The organism is gamma proteobacterium symbiont of Lampromicra miyakona (assembly GCF_059730895.1).
Genome location: NZ_AP035932.1, coordinates 2,196,795 through 2,216,149 on the forward strand (window position 1 = coordinate 2,196,795; position 19,355 = coordinate 2,216,149).

General features: G+C 57.5%; 15 protein-coding genes. 8 read left to right on the plus strand and 7 right to left on the minus strand.

The features are described from left to right. Positions 1-145 precede the first annotated feature (145 nt). Together AC6I8P_RS10155 and AC6I8P_RS10160 are read left to right on the plus strand one after the other, a co-directional pair. The gene (locus tag AC6I8P_RS10155) at positions 146-1,588 is read left to right on the plus strand and encodes a methyl-accepting chemotaxis protein (RefSeq protein WP_233210682.1); all 1,443 of its coding nucleotides are present in this window, start codon (positions 146-148) and stop codon (positions 1,586-1,588) included. A 62-nt stretch (positions 1,589-1,650) separates the two neighbouring features. Next, the gene (locus tag AC6I8P_RS10160; RefSeq protein ID WP_058769724.1) at positions 1,651-1,887 is read left to right on the plus strand and encodes a hypothetical protein; all 237 of its coding nucleotides are present in this window, start codon (positions 1,651-1,653) and stop codon (positions 1,885-1,887) included. A gap of 73 nt (positions 1,888-1,960) precedes the next feature. Here AC6I8P_RS10160 and AC6I8P_RS10165 read toward each other — a convergent pair whose 3' ends face one another. Both AC6I8P_RS10165 and malI read right to left on the minus strand, forming a co-directional pair. Next, the gene (locus AC6I8P_RS10165; protein WP_338670281.1) at positions 1,961-3,286 is read right to left on the minus strand and encodes a glycosyltransferase; all 1,326 of its coding nucleotides are present in this window, start codon (positions 3,284-3,286) and stop codon (positions 1,961-1,963) included. 276 nt (positions 3,287-3,562) lie between these two features. Continuing rightward, positions 3,563-4,588, minus strand: coding sequence for a Mal regulon transcriptional regulator MalI (gene malI / locus AC6I8P_RS10170; RefSeq protein WP_031279152.1), 1,026 nt, complete (start codon positions 4,586-4,588; stop codon positions 3,563-3,565). Between the two features lie 177 nt (positions 4,589-4,765). On the opposite strand from malI, the gene malX reads away from it, so the two are divergent. The 4 genes from malX to AC6I8P_RS10190 all read left to right on the plus strand — a co-directional run bounded on the left by malX (position 4,766) and on the right by AC6I8P_RS10190 (position 9,882). Further along, on the plus strand, positions 4,766-6,352 hold the full coding sequence (gene malX, locus AC6I8P_RS10175; RefSeq protein WP_498030583.1) for a maltose/glucose-specific PTS transporter subunit IIBC: 1,587 nt from the start codon (positions 4,766-4,768) through the stop codon (positions 6,350-6,352). Between the two features lie 2 nt (positions 6,353-6,354). After that, positions 6,355-7,530, plus strand: a complete 1,176-nt coding sequence (locus AC6I8P_RS10180; RefSeq protein WP_498030584.1) for a MalY/PatB family protein — start codon at positions 6,355-6,357, stop codon at positions 7,528-7,530. A gap of 118 nt (positions 7,531-7,648) precedes the next feature. Then, positions 7,649-8,650, plus strand: coding sequence for an adenosine deaminase (gene add / locus AC6I8P_RS10185; protein WP_498007531.1), 1,002 nt, complete (start codon positions 7,649-7,651; stop codon positions 8,648-8,650). A gap of 374 nt (positions 8,651-9,024) precedes the next feature. Further along, positions 9,025-9,882, plus strand: a complete 858-nt coding sequence (locus AC6I8P_RS10190) for a hypothetical protein (RefSeq protein ID WP_498030585.1) — start codon at positions 9,025-9,027, stop codon at positions 9,880-9,882. A 135-nt stretch (positions 9,883-10,017) separates the two neighbouring features. On the opposite strand, the gene AC6I8P_RS10195 is transcribed toward AC6I8P_RS10190, so the two are convergent. The 5 genes from AC6I8P_RS10195 to AC6I8P_RS10215 form a co-directional block, all read right to left on the minus strand. Continuing rightward, complete coding sequence (locus AC6I8P_RS10195; RefSeq protein WP_498030586.1) at positions 10,018-11,058, minus strand: oxidoreductase; 1,041 nt, start codon at positions 11,056-11,058, stop codon at positions 10,018-10,020. Between the two features lie 77 nt (positions 11,059-11,135). Then, the gene (gene araC / locus AC6I8P_RS10200; protein ID WP_211726228.1) at positions 11,136-12,053 is read right to left on the minus strand and encodes an arabinose operon transcriptional regulator AraC; all 918 of its coding nucleotides are present in this window, start codon (positions 12,051-12,053) and stop codon (positions 11,136-11,138) included. A gap of 57 nt (positions 12,054-12,110) precedes the next feature. Further along, positions 12,111-13,097 carry an L-arabinose ABC transporter permease AraH gene (gene araH, locus AC6I8P_RS10205; RefSeq protein ID WP_498030587.1) on the minus strand — a complete coding sequence of 329 codons (987 nt, stop codon included), beginning with the start codon at positions 13,095-13,097 and terminating at the stop codon, positions 12,111-12,113. Between the two features lie 17 nt (positions 13,098-13,114). Beyond that, a complete protein-coding gene (gene araG / locus AC6I8P_RS10210; protein WP_058758463.1) occupies positions 13,115-14,635 on the minus strand; it encodes an L-arabinose ABC transporter ATP-binding protein AraG in 1,521 nt (506 codons plus the stop codon). A 174-nt stretch (positions 14,636-14,809) separates the two neighbouring features. Beyond that, positions 14,810-15,793 (minus strand): arabinose ABC transporter substrate-binding protein, encoded by a 984-nt coding sequence (locus AC6I8P_RS10215; RefSeq protein ID WP_021506179.1) that lies wholly within the window; start codon positions 15,791-15,793, stop codon positions 14,810-14,812. 366 nt (positions 15,794-16,159) lie between these two features. Here AC6I8P_RS10215 and AC6I8P_RS10220 point away from each other — a divergent pair, with 366 nt between their 5' ends. Both AC6I8P_RS10220 and araA read left to right on the plus strand, forming a co-directional pair. After that, a complete protein-coding gene (locus tag AC6I8P_RS10220; protein WP_498030588.1) occupies positions 16,160-17,845 on the plus strand; it encodes a ribulokinase in 1,686 nt (561 codons plus the stop codon). Positions 17,846-17,856: 11 nt separating this feature from the next. Then, complete coding sequence (gene araA / locus AC6I8P_RS10225; RefSeq protein WP_241797861.1) at positions 17,857-19,347, plus strand: L-arabinose isomerase; 1,491 nt, start codon at positions 17,857-17,859, stop codon at positions 19,345-19,347. The last annotated feature ends 8 nt before the right edge of the window (positions 19,348-19,355 follow it).

Sequence of the window (19,355 nt, forward strand, 5' to 3'; positions counted from 1 at the left end):
GAAATATTTTATCGACGATTCATTTTCTTTTTCAGAATTCCCTGCCATGCTTAAAACGCTAAACCATAGTACGCGATATTATCGCGAACAATAAATAATAACGCTCGACACCATTGTGTCTTAAACGACACCGGGGAAACTCACCATGCAATTTCTTAAAAACTTCACCATTCGCCGGGTTGTGCAGTGCATCCTGGTCGCGGCGCTACTGATTGTGGCGCTGGCCGGGATCTATGGCAGCACGGTGCTGCGCGACATGCATCAGCGCGAACTGCATAACGCCACCCTGACCAGCCAGCTGCTGTTTCTCAATCGCGCAAGTTTAGTGATGGCATCGGGAACCACGGCGGCGAAAGCGGCTGTAGCGACCGATGCCCCGGCCGATAGCGACTGGGCGCCGCTGCGTACCGCCCTCACCGCATCGCCGGCTGACTTTGCGGTGCCTGCGGCTGAGCGCCTGCATTTCCTGCAGCGCGACATCGCAGCGAATAACCATGCCGACCAGTCCGATCGCCAGCGTCTGCAAATGGCCTTTGGCATTGCTGCACTGCTGATGCTCGCGCTGCTGCTGTTCTGTGACCGTTTTCTGGTCACGCATCTGGTACGGCCGCTGGGGGCGCTGCGGGAACATTTCCGCGGCATCGCCGCTGGCGATCTTACGCGGGAACCGCAGGATTTTGGCCGCAACTGTGTGGGTCAGCTGATTCCGCTGGTCAGGCTGATGCAGCAGAGCCTGCTGACCACGGTGCGTGCCGTGCATGACAACACCGACGTGCTACGCAAGGAGTCTGCGGATATCGCCAGCGGCAATGCCGATCTGTCCGACCGCACCACCCGCCAGGCGGCTGCGCTCGAGCAGACCTCGGCCAGCATGGAGCAGCTTAGCGCCACCGTAGAGAAAAATGCCCACAGCGCGGGCGAAGCGCGCGAGCTGGCTGAGGATGCGGCGCGCACCACGCGCGACGGCGAAGCGCTGGTGAAAAGCGTGTCAGCGATGATGGCCGATATCGCCGCCGAGGCCGATAAAATCCGTCAGTTCACCGCCACGGTTAACAGCATCGCATTTCAGACCAATATTCTGGCACTGAACGCGGCTGTTGAAGCCGCTCGCGCCGGTGAGCAGGGACGCGGCTTTGCCGTGGTGGCAGCTGAAGTGCGCACGCTGGCACAACGCAGCGCCAGCGCCGCGAAGGAGATCGAAGGGCTGATTAATGGCACCGTGACGCGCGTTGGCGAGGGAGCGCAGACCGCGCAGCGCGCCGGCGCCATCATGGACAGCGCCACGCAAAGCGTTTCCGCCGTCACGTCGCTGATTGGCCAGATTGCGCTGGCGTCAGACGAACAGAGCAAAGGCATTGCCCAGGTTACGCTGGCCGTGACCGATCTGGATCGCGTTACCCAGCAGAATGCCGCTCTGGTGAAAGAGATCGCCACCTCGGCCGGCAGCCTGAATGGCCGTACCGGAACGCTGGCTGCGGTCATCAGCCATTTTCGTTTTTCTGACAGCCCACCGCCCGGGGCTCAATCCGGGTTAACAACATCCGGCACCGGCACCGCTGCTGTTGCGGCCAGCCTTGCCAGCCTCTGACCGACGCTGCGTGCAGCACATAACAACACCGCCAGGGAAAGGCCACAATAAGAGAAAAATTTATGAGTCATCAATTATTGCAGCACCTTGTACCGGTTCAAACCGATGTCCGCGACTTGCGTATTGCCGCAGGCATGACACAATTGCTTGCCGCGGAGCGCTTCGACCTCAGCCTGCGCGTCTGGCAGATGAAGGAGTCCACCGCAAAACCCTCCCCGCTCAGTCAGGGAGAATATGAGTTTTTGCTGCTGCTGGCGGGCAAACATCCCTTTCTTGATCTGACGACGAAAGCACGTTAACTCACCTGGCGCTGGCCGTCAGGCCAGCGCCGCTCTGCCCCCAGGGTTGATGAGAAGCGGCTAAACCGGCCGGTCATATATCCACTCGCTTTGGTGCGTTCACGCCTGAGGCCCGATCGGCCTCGCCAGCTAACTGATAAAAAGCGTCCAGGCTGGCGCGAAAGCGCGCCGGATCGTGCTGGTCTTTAATTCTTTGCAGCGCCCGCGCCGAGCGGGTGCTGATCGCCTCGCGCTGCGCCATCATCTGCATGATGATCTGTTTGAGCTGCGCAATAATTCTGGCCCTGATCGCCTGTTTCTCCTGCGCTGAACCGATAGCGATTTCAAACATATCATTCAGCGGACAGTCAATAAGCCAGCCGGCCGAGGCCGGGTTTATTTCCGGCAGTGCGCGTACATTGGTGGTAATAACCGGACAGCCGCACGCCTGCATTTCCAGCACTGAAAAGCCGTAGGTATCCTGCCAGGTCGGTAATAATCCGACATCGGTCTGTTCGAGCATTTTCATCAGCCGATCATTTTGCAAAAATGTTTCATGCCTGAAGATTGCCTGCTGATTAATCAGGTCTTCAATCCGCTGATGAAATTGCGCGTCATCCTGCTGCGCGCCGTGCGCGATATTATAGCGATGCTTCAGGTTGCCCGTTAAATTCACCTGCACGCTGTCAGGGTGAATGATGCCTTCTGCCAGCAACTCGCTAAACGCCAGCACCACTTCCGCCCCACCTTTACGATAAAACTCATTGCCGACAAAGCTGAACGTCAGCTTCGCCTGATTCACCGGCCTGACCCGATCACAGATAATTGCCTGTGGCGGATGCAGGGTGTGCAGTTTGGGCAAAATGGCTGCAGCCTGCTGCGGAAACGCCTGTAACAGCTTGATTTGAATTTTTTTCGTCGCGTCGGAGATAGCCAGCAGCGCCGTACACTGCGGTGCCGCGATCAGTTTGAGTTGTTTCTGCAATTGTGGATTATGCAGTTTGGCCATGCCCGGCACCGGCAGCACGCGCGGAATTTCGGTTTCAAATGTCGCCATCCAGCGTTTTTTCGTGCAGGCCACTTCATTAAAAAGATGGATGATTTGTGCATCGTCCGGCACCGAGAACGGTAGCGGCGCGAAAATAAACAACTTATTGGCTTTGCGGATTTTCTGCCTGACGGCGTTACGATAAAACCAGATATTTTTATATTTCAGATTGAGATAATGGTGTGAATCGTTGACGATGATATTTCTCTTTTCCGGATAACCTTTCCCATTTACGATTATTTTCATACGTGCCCCGGCACAGGAAAAATAAGCATAGCTGGCAGTATATTCCTCGCCAGTCACAAATCCAGCGAGCAAGTAAACCCGCGCTAAACAATAAGAAAATACACATTTTGTGACAGGTAATAACATCAGCCAGCCTGAATAAAATACAGGCGCGGCCGGTAAAGAATATTAATCAATACAAAATTCGCGGAATTCAGATAAATGGCTAACGCGTTGATTTTCATTTAACGCTGGCCATATTATGACAGTTTCGTGTCAATATTTGATGCTGAAGCTTAATCTTTATTTTCTGCTGGCCCGCAATGCATAAGCAGAACGATGATCACAGGCCAGCTGACAATCGGTAAGCAGCGGTAACAGAAACGTGGCGAGTAATGATCTGACGCCGGGCGGGCGACAGGCTTAGCGGCCCTGCACCAGCTGCGGCGGCACGATTAACGTCTGCACATCGGCCTGTGGCTGCGCCAGGCGCTGTAATATGCGTTCTGCCGCGCGCCGCCCGACGATGCGCGCTTCACTGCTGACAAACGTCAATGCCGGATCGTTCAGCTCAGGCTGCGGATCGTCGTTGAACCCGACCAGCGCCAGCTGCTGGGTGTAGTAACTGTCCACGGCGTCTTCCCCGAGGGTGCGGCCGCTGCGCAGCGCGCCGAAATAGCAGCCGAGCGTGGTGCTGGCATTGTGGGCCAGGATAGCGGTAATACGCGGATGCTGATGCAGCAACGCCTGCGTCAGCGCGGAGACACTCTGCTGGCGATCGTCACATTCGATAATCCAGTCCGGGCGAAACGGCAAACCGTACTGCAGCAGCGTGGCGCAATAGCCGCCGATACGTTCGGCGCGCGTCAGTGAGGACCCCAGACCGCCCACCCAGGCAATGCGCTGATGTCCCTGTTTGATCAGATACTCGGTGGCCATCCGCGCCGCCTGGCTGTTATCCGGACGCAGCGAATCGACTTTCTCCAGACTGCTGGCGCGCGCGGCGCAGATCAGCGCAATATTTTGCTCCTGCGCCTGTAACCGCAGCGATTCCGCCTGCGCCACCGCACCGCCCAGCACAATGCCATCGGCACCCTGCGCCGCCAGCGAATCAAAACAGCGCTGCAGATGCTGGCCGTGCTGGCCGCTTTGCGTCAGCACCAGCACTTTGCCCTGCTGCTCCAGCACCTCGCTCAGTCCCGCCGTCATTGCCGCATAAAATGGCTGGCTGAGATCGCGGACGATCAGGCCAATCACCCCGCTCTCACCGCCGCGCAGCATGGAGGCTGAGCGGTTACGCACATAGCCGAGTTGCTCAATCGCCTGATTCACCCGCGCGGCGGTGGCGGGTGAAATACGCCCTTTGCCGGACAGCACCAGCGATACCGTGCTGACCGATACGCCAGCGGCCTGCGCGACATCATGGATGGTGATTTTTTGCTGGGACATAGTGTGACGCTATTCGTTGCCGGAAAATTCAAAGAGGTAAAACGTTACACTGATTCACATAAAAATAAAGCCCGATGCTCGTCACGCTTTGTGATTATCACCACAAAAAGCCGTGATAAAACGTTTTATCATCCCCCACCACTTTACCCGCTTGTTACTTTTTAGCCAGGAGAGACTATGCCTCACAGCCAACCCAAAATGTCGCTCTGGGAATTTTTCCAGAGCCTGGGGAAAACCTTCATGCTACCCGTGGCGCTGCTGTCGTTTTGCGGCATCATGTTAGGGATCGGCAGTTCACTCAGCAGCCATGATGTACTGACGTTGATCCCGCTGCTCGACCAGCCGTTCCTGCAATACCTGTTTATCTGGATGGCGAAAATCGGCTCCTTTGCCTTTAGCTATTTGCCGGTGATGTTTGCCATCGCCATCCCGCTGGGCATGGCGCGGGAAAACAAAGGCGTGGCGGCATTTGCCGGCTTCGTCGGCTTTGCGGTGCTCAATCTCAGCGTTAACTTCTGGCTGAACATCAACGGGATTCTGCCGACTACCGATGCGGCGGTGCTGAAAGCCAATAACGTGCAGAACATTCTCGGCATTCAGTCCATCGACACCGGTATTCTCGGCGCGGTGATTGTCGGCATTGTGGTGTTCTGGCTGCACGAGCGTTTCCACAATATTCGCCTGCCGGATGCGCTGGCATTCTTCGGCGGCACGCGCTTTGTGCCGATTATCACTACCGTGGTGATGGGCCTGCTGGGGCTGGTGGTACCGCTGATCTGGCCATTCTTTGCGCGCGCGATCACCGGTCTTGGCTGGATGATCAACAGCGCGGGCGAATTCGGCCCAATGATCTTCGGCACCGGTGAACGTCTGCTGCTGCCGTTTGGCCTGCAGCATATTCTGGTGGCGATTATTCGCTTTACCGATGCCGGTGGCACCATGGAGGTATGTGGTCACAGCGTCAGCGGCGCGCTGACGATCTTCCAGGCGCAGCTGGCGTGTCCGGAAACTCACGGCTTCGCGGAAAGCGCTACCCGCTTCCTGTCGCAGGGTAAAATGCCGGCATTCCTTGGCGGCCTGCCGGGGGCAGCGCTGGCGATTTACCACTGCGCACGCCCGGAAAACCGATACAAAATTAAAGGTCTGCTGATTTCGGGCGTGGTTGCCTGCGTGGTCGGCGGCACCACCGAACCGATCGAATTCCTGTTCCTGTTTGTCGCACCGGTGCTGTATCTGATCCACGCGCTGCTGACCGGTCTCGGTTTCACCGTAATGGCGATGCTTGGCGTGACCATCGGTAATACCGACGGTAACGTGATCGACTTCTTCGTGTTTGGCGTGCTGCACGGCCTTTCTACTAAATGGTACTGGGTGCCGGTGATTGCCGCCGTGTGGTTTGTGGGTTACTACGCCATCTTCCGTTTCGCCATCACCCGCTTCAACATCAAAACACCAGGCCGCGAAGCAGAAACCAGCCGCGTTGAGCAGCAGGTCAGCCGCGCCGGCGTGGGCAAATCCGGCTACAACACGCCAGCGATTCTCGCGGCGCTGGGTGGCGTTGACAACATCACCTCGCTGGATAACTGCCTGACGCGCCTGCGCCTGTCGGTGGCCGACATGAGCAAGGTCGACGATGCCGCGCTGAAAGCCAACGGCGCCATCGGCGTGGTGCACCTCAATCAGACCAATCTGCAGGTAGTCATTGGCCCGCAGGTGCAGTCGGTCAAGGATGAAATGGCCCATCTGATGAGCGCGACGGTGTAAATATGCAGGCGTTTAATTTTGATCGGGTGGTGGATCGCCACGGCAGCTGGTGCACGCAGTGGGACTTTGTCGCCGACCGCTTCGGCGTACCAGATCTGCTGCCTTTCACCATCTCGGACATGGATTTCGCCACCGCTCCCTGCATCATTGACGCGTTGCAGCAGCGGCTGAATCACGGCGTGCTGGGCTACAGCCGCTGGCAGCACGAGGATTTCCTCTCCGCCCTGCAGCACTGGATGCATAGCCGCTTTGCCAGCGAGATCGTGGCAGAGTCGCTGGTGTACGGCCCGTCGGTGATTTATATGGTGGCACAGCTACTGCGCCACTGGACACAGCCGGAGGATGAAGTGCTGATTCACACGCCCGCCTATGATGCGTTTTACCAGACAATCATCGGGAATCAGCGCAGGGTGCTGGAACTGCCGTTGCAGCGCGCTGGCGACACATGGCGCTGTGATATGGCTCAGCTGGAAAGCCTGCTGGCGCGGCCGCGCTGTAAGGTGATGTTACTGTGCAGCCCGCACAATCCCACCGGCAAAGTGTGGCAGCGCGCAGAGCTGCAGCAGATGGCGGCACTGTGCGAACGGCATGGCGTGAGCGTGATCAGCGACGAAATCCATATGGATATGGTGCTGAGCGAGGCGCGCCACACGCCGTGGTGCGAGGTGGCACAAGGCCGCTGGGCGCTGTTTACCTCGGCCTCGAAGAGCTTCAATATTCCGGCGCTGACCGGCGCCTGGGGCATTATTCCGGACGCGGACGATCGCCGGGCGTGGTTTCACGCGCTGAAGCAGCAGGACGGGCTGTCGTCACCGGCGGTGATGGCGCTGGCTGCCACCATTGCCGCCTACCGTCACGGCGCACCCTGGCTCGACGCGCTGCGCGATTATCTGCGTGCCAATATGCAGCACATTGCGCAACGGCTCAACGCGGCGTTTGCCGGGCTTAACTGGCAACCGCCGCAGGCCACTTATCTGGCATGGATTGACACCGCGCCGCTGGCCATTGATGACGTCGCGCTGCAGCAGCGGCTGATCCAGCAGCATAAGGTGGCGATTATGCCAGGCAGCACTTACGGCAGCGCCAGCCGCAGCTATCTGCGTCTCAACGCCGGCTGCCCGCGCAGCAAGCTGGATGACGGGCTGGACCGGCTGATTGCCGCACTGCAATCGTTCTGAACCACAGCGGATGCTGATTAATTCAGCATCCGCTGCCCGCTTTGCGCAAATCACTGGCGCGGTTGCGCAAGATGTTTTTATAATGGTCTGCACTTTACGTTAATTCAGCGAGTGCGACATGATTGATGCGAAACTTCCCCTCACCGACCTTCACCGCCACCTTGATGGCAATATCCGCGCCCAGACCATCCTTGATTTAGGTCGTCAGTTCAATCTTGCGCTGCCCGCCGATACGCTGGATACGCTGCGTCCGCACGTGCAGGTGACCGCCAACCAGCCGGACCTGGTGAGCTTCCTGCAGAAGCTTGACTGGGGCGTCAAAGTGCTGGGCGATCTCGACGCCTGCCGCCGCATTGCGCTGGAAAACGTCGCTGACGCCGCGCAGGCCGGTATCCATTACGCTGAGCTGCGCTTCTCCCCGGGCTACATGGCGATGAACCATCAGCTGCCGATTGCTGGCGTGGTGGAAGCGGTGATTGATGGCGTGCGCGCGGGCGTGCAGCAGTACGGCGTTGATGTGAAGCTGATTGGCATCATGAGCCGCACCTTCGGCGAAGAAGCCTGCCTGCGCGAGCTGGAAGGTTTGCTGGCGCACCGCGACGGCATCACTGCCGTCGATCTGGCCGGTGACGAACTGGGCTTCCCGGGCAGCGAATTCCTCAGCCACTTTAACCGCGCACGCGATGCCGGATTCCGCATCACCGTGCATGCCGGTGAAGCCGCCGGACCGGAGAGCATCTGGCAGGCGATCCGCGAGCTGGGCGCTGAGCGCATCGGTCACGGTGTCAAAGCGATTGAAGACCGCGCGCTGATGGATTTTCTCGCCGAACAGCGCATTGGTGTTGAATCCTGCCTGACGTCGAACATTCAGACCAGCACCGTGGCCTCGCTGGCCAGCCATCCGCTGAAGGCGTTCCTGCAGCACGGCATTCTGGCAACCATCAACACTGACGACCCGGCGGTCCAGGGCATTGAGCTGGCGCATGAATATGAGGTCGCTGCGCCACAGGCGGGCCTGAGCGCCGCTGAAATCCGTCAGGCACAAGAGAACGGCATCGCTATCGCCTTTTTAACCGAGGCGGAGAAAGCCGCGCTGCGCCAGCGCGTGGCGTTAAATTGACCTCTCATTTAATCGGGTTATTATAAATTTATTTGATATCTACTGCTGAAACTTGCACTTTCAGCAGTAAACCATCTAAAAAAATTCACTTCGATACTTAAATTATAACCTGTATTTTTCCGTATCCCTTAACCTCCTGAACATCTTATAAAAAATAACAACTGTAGAATTTCGTTCCCCCGCGAATCATCACTGCGATAAAAACACGTTTCTTAAAATTAAATTTTTGCGAAATCATTAAACTAACAAGTTAAAAATTAAAAGATAAAAAATGTAATTGATAACTATTAAATCAAACGCTAGATTTGATATTGCCTGCACTACTTAGGCATTTAATTATCTGAATTCAGTGTCATCAATGAGAAGGAAGTAAAATGGAATATAACAAGTTTCATTTAGGCAAAACACTTGCGCGCTCCAAAACCAATGACCTTGGACATGGCGCAATCAGATTGAAAGATAGTCAACTTGATCCATTCTGCTTACATTATTCATCTTCAATAAAAAATGATAGCAAAGCAATTAATGCAGATGGTGGTTTTATTAGTAATTATAGATTGCCTGATAATGAGGATGTGATTTTCAAACCTCACCCAGAGAGAGAAAATGATGGCCATGTGATTTATCAATATGCCAAAGATATCTACTTATTGAAAAAAATGCCATTTTGTCTTAGCGACAAACGCTACGCCCCTCTCGAACGTGTACGTATTGAAGGTCTTGATCTGCGAGTGGTGAATGTCTTTATTTTATTGGGTGTTAAAGGAATAGGTCATATTGAGGATGGCCACTTCTATGGCGCCAAAGTGAAGTTTTTATGTAAAGCGACGACACCTGTCAGGCACGTACTAGCCCATACTGTTGCTCTTTTTCCTGAATATGCTCAGGGCACATTTCTCGAGAAGTATTGTAAAAACGTTAACTTTGACAAAATAGGCTATGATGAGAAAAATAATAAGCTCTATGATAACCCTCATCATATTACCCAAACAGGGAAATATTGGTCGAAACTTGGTCTTCCATGGGAAAGAATTGGTAAGCATGGCATGACAAATCCCGGCAAGGCCTTAAAGAAAAGTGCAAGTATTGCTCAAAATGGCATTACTGATAATAAGGGAATTATTTTCTGTAATGCCTGGAAAAGAGGAAACCATTTACAATCATATCCAAAATCAGAAAAGCCCAACTGGAAAGAAATGTCAGTAAATACATTTTTTGACATATTACTTTGAGTTTAAAGAATTCATATACCACTAAAAAGGAATCGTATGTGGCCAACTTGACACTTAAATGATTTGGAATTTTATTATTTGTAAGTTCACTCATTACTTAGAGTGAACTTACATTACCATAATATGCCTTTTTTATTATCGCAGGGAAAGTGTCTGGCGTTTATCCGCCGACTGCAGGCCAAGCTCAATCAGCTCCATCACCTGAATCGCCTCTTCCGCCGTAACCGGGTTGGCACCGTTACCGGCAATGGCGTCGCGGATCGCCGCATAATAGGCCGGATAGTTGCCCGGCAGCGTCAGCAGCTCTTTTTCCACCATCACGTCGCCCTCGGCCAGCGTCAGCGTGCCGTTGCGCATGTCGTAGCCCCACTCTTCACGCGGCGGACGTTCACCGGCTTTCAGACGGTCCTCCTGCGGATCGAGCCCATACTTAACGTAGCTGCCGCGCGTGCCGTGCACCACAAAACGCGCCGATTCCGCCGCTACCAGCATGCTGGCGTGCAGCACCACGCGCCGGGTGGGATAAGTCAGCACCGCGTGGAAGTAATCGGTGGTTTGCGCGCCCGGACGCAGTTCAGCCATGTCGACGTTGATCGCCACCGGCGGTCCAAACAGCTGCAACGCCTGGTCCAGCACGTGCGGTCCAAGATCGAACCAGATCCCGCTGCCCGGGCCTTTCATTTCGCGCCAGCGCTGACGCACTTCCGGACGGAAACGGTCAAAGTGCGACTCCAGATAGCGCACCTCGCCCAGCGTGCCGTCGTTCAGCAGCGTTTTCAGCGTCAGGAAATCGCTGTCCCAGCGGCGGTTATGGAACACCGACAGCAGCAGCCCTTTGGCTTTGGCCAGCTGATCAAGCTCGCGCGCCTGTGACAGCGTCACGGTAAACGGTTTATCGACCACCACATGCTTGCCGGCATTAAGTGCCGCTTTGGCGAGCGGGAAATGGGTGTCGTTCGGGGTAGGAATTACAATCAGGTGCAGCGTCGGGTCATCCAGCAGTGCCTGAGGATCGGCCACCACCTGCACCGACGGCCAGTCAGCGTGCACTTTACTGGCATCGCTGCTGGAGATCGCCGCCAGCTCAACGTCTGGCGTACCGGCGATCAGTGGCGCATGGAAGGTTTTGCTGGCAAATCCGTAGCCAATCAGGCCGACACGTAGTTTATCGCTCATTCTCATTCCTCTTGTTCGTGACCTGACTGATTTAAGACGAATCAGTCAGTAAGAACAAGGCGGAATCACCTGAAAGCTCAGGAGATCGCACTCCGTGCCGGTTGCCAGCTCTCCTGGGCCACCAGTGCGTCGTGCGCATCCTGACTGCGGCGGCGGAAATCGCTCGGACTGACGCCCACCCGCTTGCGGAACACGCGCGAGAAGTAGAGCTGGTCGTCGTAGCCGACCTCGCGCCCCACCGAGGCGATCGGTTCCTGAGTGGTTTGCAGCAGCAGCTTGGCGCGGATCACCCGCTGATCTTCGCGCCAGCGCAGCAAATTAATGCCCATCTGTTCGCGGAACAGATGGGCCAGACGCGACGGCGACAGACAGACGTGGCGCGCCACTTCCTCGATTTTCACCTCGCTGGCCAGATGATTGGTGACGTACTGGCAGGCTTCAATCACGCGCGGATCGCGAATTTGCTGATGGCTGCGCGGATCCTCTTCTACCGCACGCAGCAGCAGGCGTTCCAGCAGATTCATCGCCAGCTCTTCGGCGAAGCGGCGTCCGGAATTATGCGTCTGTTCGATGCTGGCAAACAGGCGGTCAAATTCGACGCGCAGCGCATCCGGCAACCGCAGCCGGCCAACGCCCTGGTTCTGATCCTGCCACTGCAGCCAGTCGGTCCAGTAGGCGCGCGGACGGAAATAGACCCAGCGATGGTGCCAGCACGGACTGTCCGGCGCGCGGCCATAGTAGTGCGGCGTTTTCGGCTGAAACAGCAGCAGGTCGCCTGGCTCGCAGTCAAACGCTGACGCCCCGTCAAACACCCGTCCCTGACCTTTGATGGTCAGATTGAGGATGTAACCTTTCATGCCGTGCGGGCGATCGATAAAAAAATCGAGCTGATCGCCGGCGTTGATTGGCGTCAGGCCGGCCACCAGCCAGGCGTTAAACGGATAGCCCGGCAGTAACGGATTTTGCTGTTCACTCGGCGCTTCGCGGTGGTACATAAGGATCTCCCGGTTCGTGTGACGTTGGGGCGCAGCGTTGCGGCTGCGCCCGCGGGATCAGGCGGTTCTGCTTTTCTGTTTGTAGCGGTCAAAGATCACCGCCGCTAACAGTATCAAACCGCGCACCACATACTGTGAGAATGGCGAGATATTCAATAAATTCATCGCATTCTCGACGGTACCCAGAATCAACACCCCGGCGACCACGTAGGAGATCTTGCCGATACCGCCCTTCAGCGACACGCCGCCCAGCACGCAGGCGGAGATAACGATCAGCTCATAGCCGAGCGAGGTCATCGGCTGACCGCTGGTCATGCGCGAAGCCAGGATAATACCGGCCGCCGCTGATACCAGCCCGGAAAGGATAAAGATGATGATGCGCGTGCGCACCACCGGCACCCCGGCCAGCCGCGCCGCTTCCTCATTGCCACCAATCGCCAGCGTGTTGCGGCCAAAGGTGGTTTTGTTCAGCAGGAAACCGAACACGATCATGGTGGCGATGGTCAGCCAGATCGGTGCCGGCACGCCCAGCCAGTTGGCGTAGCCGAGGGTGAAAAAACGTTCATCCTCAATCCCCACCGCTTTACCGTCGGAGAAGATATAGGCCAGGCCGCGCACAATCTGCATGGTCGCCAGCGTGGTAATCAGCGCGTTAATTTTGAGGCGCGCAATCACGAAGCCGTTAACGAAACCGGTGGCCATACCGAGCAGCAGGCCGGCGGCGACGCCGATCCACAGGCTTTCGGTCATGTTGATCACCACGGCGGTGACGACGCCAGCGCAGGCAATCACCGACGCCACCGACAGGTCGAAATCGCCGGAGGCGAGGCAGAACAGCATGCCGCACGCCACCATGCCGGACATCGACATCGCCAGGCCCAGCCCTTTCATGTTGATAAAGGTGCCAAAATTAGGCACGAAGATGGCGCAGATGATAAACAGCAGCGCAAACACCACCAGCATGCCGAAGTTGTCCCAGATGCGCCCGAGCTGCAGGCCACTGCGCTGCACCGGTGGCGTATTGGACGTGGTAGATGAAGCCATTTTTACTCTCCTTTACCTCAGGCCACGGCGGCCGCTTGAGTGGTTTTCGGCATGGCCAGGCTCAGCGTCAGCTGCTCCGTGGCGGCGTCGTGGGGCAGTTCACCGGCAATCTCACCTTCGCGCATCACTACGATGCGGTCGGCCAGTCCCATCACTTCGGGCAGATCGCTGGAGGCAAACAGCACCGCGATCCCTTTGTTCGCCAGCTGATAAATCAGGTTATAGATTTCATGTTTGGCGCCGACATCAATGCCGCGCGTCGGTTCGTCGAGCAGGATCACGTTCATCTCCTCCGACAACCAGCGGCCCAGAATTGCCTTCTGCTGGTTGCCACCGGACAGATTCATGATCAGCTGATGCGCACCCGGCGTTTTGATGTTCAGCGAGCGAATGTGGTGGTCCGCGTTTTTCGCTTCCCAGCCCGGCTTGATCAGACAGCCGGCACTCAGGTTGTGGCGGCGCGCGCTGATATTGATGTTCTCGCGCACCGAGTGCACCGGGATGATGCCTTCGGCTTTGCGATCTTCCGGGCACAGCATGATGCCGGCGCGGATGGCATCAATCGGTTCGCGAATGTTGAGCTGTTTACCGTCCAGCGTGACCGTGCCTGCGCGCAGCCGGGTGGCACCAAACAGCCCTTTCATCAGTTCGCTGCGGCCGGCACCGACCAGTCCAAACAGACCGACAATTTCTCCGGCGCGCACCGTCAGCGATATCGGCATCCGCACGCCTTTCGCTTCCACCTTGTCCAGCTGCAGACGCACGGGACCCAGCTCACGTGGCGCGTAGCCATAGATATCTCCGAGGTTGCGTCCGACCATCGCCTCCACCAGATCGTCATGGTGGGTATTGGCCATATCCGTGAAGGTGCGCACGTAGCGCCCATCCTTAAACACGGTAATGGCATCGCTCAGCGCGAAAATTTCTTCCATGCGATGCGACACGTACAGCACCACCCGGCCCTGTTCGCGCAGCTGGCGAATCACGCGGAACAGATGCTCAATTTCGCGCGCCGACAGCGAACTGGTCGGCTCATCAAAGGCGATGATGCGCGCGTTGCGCGCCAGCGCTTTGGCGATTTCGACCATCTGCCACTGGCCGAGCGACAGGTATTTCAGCGGCATGTCGGGGTCGATATCCATGCCAAGATTTTTCAGCTGCAGACCGGCTTCGTAGCGCAGCAGCTTACGGTTAACCAGCCCGCGCTTGTGCGGCAGCTGGCCAAGATAGATGTTCTCCGCCACGCTCATTTCCGGTACCAGATGCAGCTCCTGGTAAATGATCGCCACGCCGGCATCCAGCGCATCAACGGTATTGCTGAAGCTTTTCGCTGTGCCTTTGATGCGGATTTCGCCGCCGCTGGGCTGATAGCTGCCGCTGAGGATTTTCAGCAGCGTGGATTTGCCCGCGCCGTTTTCTCCCATCAGCGCGTGCACTTCCCCGGCGCGGCACTGAAAAGAGATATCCTGCAGCGCTTTCACACCAGGGAAGGTTTTGCTGATGCCATGAAATGACAGAAATGCTGGATCCGTGTTCATGGGAACTCCTGAGCCTCTATATTTCGCACCGTAGCGGCGTTGGCTGCGCACATTTACCCCGGTCACTGACCTCAGTAAGCTCCCGGGGATAAACGTGCCTGCCGCCTTGCTACAGCACGAACTATGCCGGCTGACTGTTAATTAACATCACATTGAGGACGGCTTAAAACCGACTTACATCAGCCCTTTCTTCGCCAGCTCGGTTTTGAAATTGTCGCGGGTGATCAGCACCACGTCGGTCACTTCGGTGAATTTCGCTGGCTCCTGCCCTTTGGTCACCCAGTTGTAGAGCATTTCGCTGCTCTTATAGCCGTGCACGTCCGGGCTCGGCAGCAGGGAACCGTAGAAGCCGGTTGGCGCGCCCTTCGACAGCTCGCTTACCGCGTCCACGCCGTTGATACCGATGCCGATCACGTCCGGTGCCTTGAAGCCCTGGCCTTCGGTGGCGCGCACGCCGCCCAGCACGGTGTTGTCGTTCATGCCGACAATCAGCCAGTGCTTCACTTCCGGATGCTGCACCAGCAGCGAGTTACCGGCGTCAAACGCGCCCGGGATATCGTTAGATTTGGTCGGCACCTGATAAATCTGCTTCTCCGGGAAGCCGGCGGCTTTCAGCGCGGCCATTGAGCCACCGGTGCGGCGGCGTGCGGTATCCAGTTCGTTAGCAGTAATCGCCATCACGGCGGTTTGCTTCACATCCCAGCCGCGTTTCTGCATCTCTTTGTACAGCTCCTGGCCCTGACGCTCGCCGATTTTGGTCGCCGCCATCATCACCAGCGGTACGGTATCCATTGGCTTGCCTTTGGCGGTGACAAACTGGTCATCCACGGCAATCACTTTCAGGTCATAGCTGCGTGCTTTGGCGACGATGGCCGAGCCCAGCTTGGGATCCGGGGTACAGATGACAAAGCCTTTGGCGCCGCTCGCCGCCAGGCTATCGATAGCGTTCAGGGTTTTTTCACCGTCCGGCACGGCAATTTTGATCACTTCAAAGCCGAGATCTTTGCCGGCCTTATCGGCGAATTTCCACTCGGTCTGGAACCAGGGTTCCTCCGGCTGTTTGACGAGAAAACCGAGCTTCATGGTCTCGGCGATAGCGGATTGTGACATAAGCGCGGCGAGGCCTGCGGCCGCCAGTGCTTTAGTGAATTTATGCATGATGCTCTCCGGCACAATGGTGTTTTATCGCTGTTATCAACGAATCGGTGTAAACGCTACCAATCAGATTTCACGTTCGGGTACAGCGCAAAATCAGCGCGTTAGCTCAAAGGTTGTACAAAGGCTGTGCAAACGCTGGGCTAGTTGTAGCGGGAAAAGCGCGGAAAAATGTAGAGCGGTATCACATCCCAAAACGATGACTAAATCCTCCATATATTCAGCAAAATTAACCGGACATTAACTTTTGCTGTCGATCACACAACCCCGCCGATGACAGAAAAGTGCATATTCTCAGCCGCTGATGACTAACCGCCGCCCGCGCCCCATTCCAGGATAGAGCGAGACAACTCACACAGGAGAATCCCGATGAGCGCGGGTGCCATAACAATTGGGCTGGATTTCGGCAGTGACTCGGTACGGGCGCTGGCCGTGGAGTGCCACAGCGGTAAAGAGCTGGAAAAGGCGGTGGTCAACTATCCGCGCTGGGCAAAGGGTGAATTCTGCGATGCCCACGCCAACCGCTTTCGTCATCATCCTCAGGATTATATTGATGCGCTGGAACAAGCCATCGTCAGCGTGGTGCAGGCGTTAAGTCCGGCGCAGCGCGCCGCGGTGGTGGGTATTGGCGTCGATTCTACCGGCTCGACGCCGGCCCCCATCGATCGCGACGGCAACGTCCTCGCGCTGCGTCCGGAATTCGTCAGCAATCCCAACGCCATGTTTGTGCTGTGGAAAGATCATACCGCCATAGAAGAAGCCGAAGAGATCAACCGCCTGTGCCGCAGCGGCCAGTTCACCGACTATACCCGCTACATCGGCGGCATTTACTCCTCCGAATGGTTCTGGGCCAAAATCTTGCACGTATCGCGTGCCGATGCCGCGGTGCGTGAGGCGGCGGTTTCGTGGGTAGAGCTGTGCGACTGGGTGCCTGCGCTGCTGAGCGGTACCACCGCACCGGCCGATCTGCGGCGCGGACGCTGTGCCGCCGGGCACAAATCATTGTGGCATCCGGAGTGGCAGGGTTTACCGCCGGCGGCGTTCTTTCGCGCGCTCGATCCCATGCTGGTGGAACAGCTCGATTCGCCGCTGTTCAGCGATACTTTTACCGCCGATGTGCCGGTCGGCACGCTGTCGGGCGAATGGGCGCAGCGTCTTGGCCTGTCAGAACAGGTGATGCTGTCCGGTGGCGCCTTTGACTGCCACATGGGCGCGGTTGGCGCGGGCGCACAGCCGTACACGCTGGTGAAAGTCATCGGCACCTCGACCTGCGACATCCTGATCGCCGACAGCGAACAGGTGGGCGATCGCGCGATCAAAGGCATCTGCGGTCAGGTCGACGGCAGCGTAATGCCGGGCGCCATCGGCTGTGAAGCCGGACAATCGGCGTTCGGCGACATCTACGCCTGGTTCAGTCGCCTGCTCGGCTGGCCTTTGCAGCAGGCGGCGCAGCGCCATCCTGAATTACAGCCGCAGCTGGCCGCGCTGCAGCAGGATTTGATCCGCCAGCTGACCGACGCCTGGGCGGCAAATCCGCAACTCGATCACCTGCCGGTGGTGCTGGACTGGTTTAACGGTCGCCGCACGCCGGACGCCAACCAGCGCCTGAAAGGCGTGATTACCGACCTCAACCTCGGCACCGATGCGCCGGCGCTGTTCGGTGGCCTGATTGCCGCCACCGCCTTCGGCGCTCGCGCCATCATGGAGTGCTTCGAACAGCAGCAGATTCCGGTGCAGAACATCCTGACGCTCGGCGGCATTGCGCGCAAATCCCCTGCCATCATGCAGGCCTGCTGCGATGTGATGAACCGGCCGCTGGACATTGTCGCTTCCGATGAGTGCTGCGCGCTGGGCGCGGCGATTTTTGCCGCCGTTGCCGCCGGCGTTTACCCCGATGTGCCGGCGGCGCAGCAGGTGATGGCCAGTCCGATTGCCGTCACCCTGCAGCCGGACAGCGCGCGCGTGGCGACTTATCAGCAGCTTTATCAACGTTATCAACACTGGTGCCAGGCGGCTGAACCGCAGTACGCCGCGCGCGCCGCATCCGCTAAGTAAAGGAGCGATGAATGGAACAGAAAGTCTGGTTTGTGATTGGTACACAGCATCTCTACGGAGCGGAAACCCTGCGCCAGGTTGAGCAGCATGCGCGCCAGGTGATGGACGGCCTGAACCAGGCCGGTACGCTGCCGGTGCCGCTTGAGCTGAAGCCGCTGGTGAAATCACCGGATGAAGCGCTGGCACTGTGCCGCGAGGCCAATCACGACAGCCAGTGCGTCGGTATCATTACCTGGCTGCATACCTTTTCGCCGGCAAAAATGTGGATTGGCGGACTGAGTATTTTGCATAAGCCGCTGCTGCAGTTTCACACCCAGTTCAATGCGGAAATTCCGTGGGACAGCATGGACATGGACTTCATGAACCTGAACCAGACCGCGCACGGCGGCCGTGAGTTCGGCTTCATTGGCGCGCGCATGGGTCTGCAGCACAGCGTGGTGACCGGTCACTGGCAGGATAAAACCAGCCAGCAGCGTATTGCGCGCTGGATCAATGCCGCCCTGGCGAAGCAGGCCAGCCAGCAGCTGAAAGTGGCGCGCTTCGGTGACAATATGCGCGAAGTGGCGGTCACCGAAGGCGATAAAGTGGCAGCGCAGATTCAGTTTGGCTATGCGGTTAACGGCTGGGGCGTCGGCGATCTGGTTGAGGTGGTGAACAGCGTCAGCGACGGCGATGTCAACGCGCTGGTCGACGAGTACGAGAGCCAGTATCTGTTCAGCGCAGCGGCGTCTGTAAACGGCGACAAGCGGCAGAATGTGCTGGATGCCGCACGCATTGAGCTGGGCCTGAAGCGCTTCCTCGATAGCGAAGGCTGTAAAGCCTTTACCACCAATTTCCAGACGCTGCACGGTATGACCCAGCTGCCCGGTCTGGCGGTTCAGCGCCTGATGGCTCAGGGCTACGGTTTCGCCGGTGAAGGCGACTGGAAAACCGCCGCACTGCTGCACATCCTGAAAGTGCAGGCCGGCACGCGCGCCGGCGGCACCTCGTTTATGGAGGATTACACCTACCACTTCGCGCCGGGCAATGAGCTGGTGCTGGGCTCGCACATGCTGGAAGTGTGCCCGTCGATCGCCAAAGAGGAGAAGCCGCTGATTGATGTGCAGTTCCTCGGCATTGGCGGTAAAGCCGATCCGGCGCGTCTGATTTTCTCGACGCCGGCGGGTCGCGCGGTGAACGCCAGCGTGATCGACATGGGCGACCGCTTCCGTCTGCTGGTCAACGTGGTCGATACCATTGAACAGCCGCAGGCGCTGCCGAAGCTGCCGGTGGCACGTGCGCTGTGGCGCGCGCAGCCGTCGCTGGCCACCGCTTCTGAAGCGTGGATCCTGGCGGGCGGCGCACACCATACGGTGTTCAGCCAGGCGCTGGATGTTGAGGATATGTACCTGTACGGCGAACTGCACGGCATTGAAGTGCTGGTGATTGATGACGAGACGCGCCTACCGGCCTTCAAAGATGCGCTGCGCTGGAACGATGCGTACTACCGCCTGCAACGTTAATAGCCTGA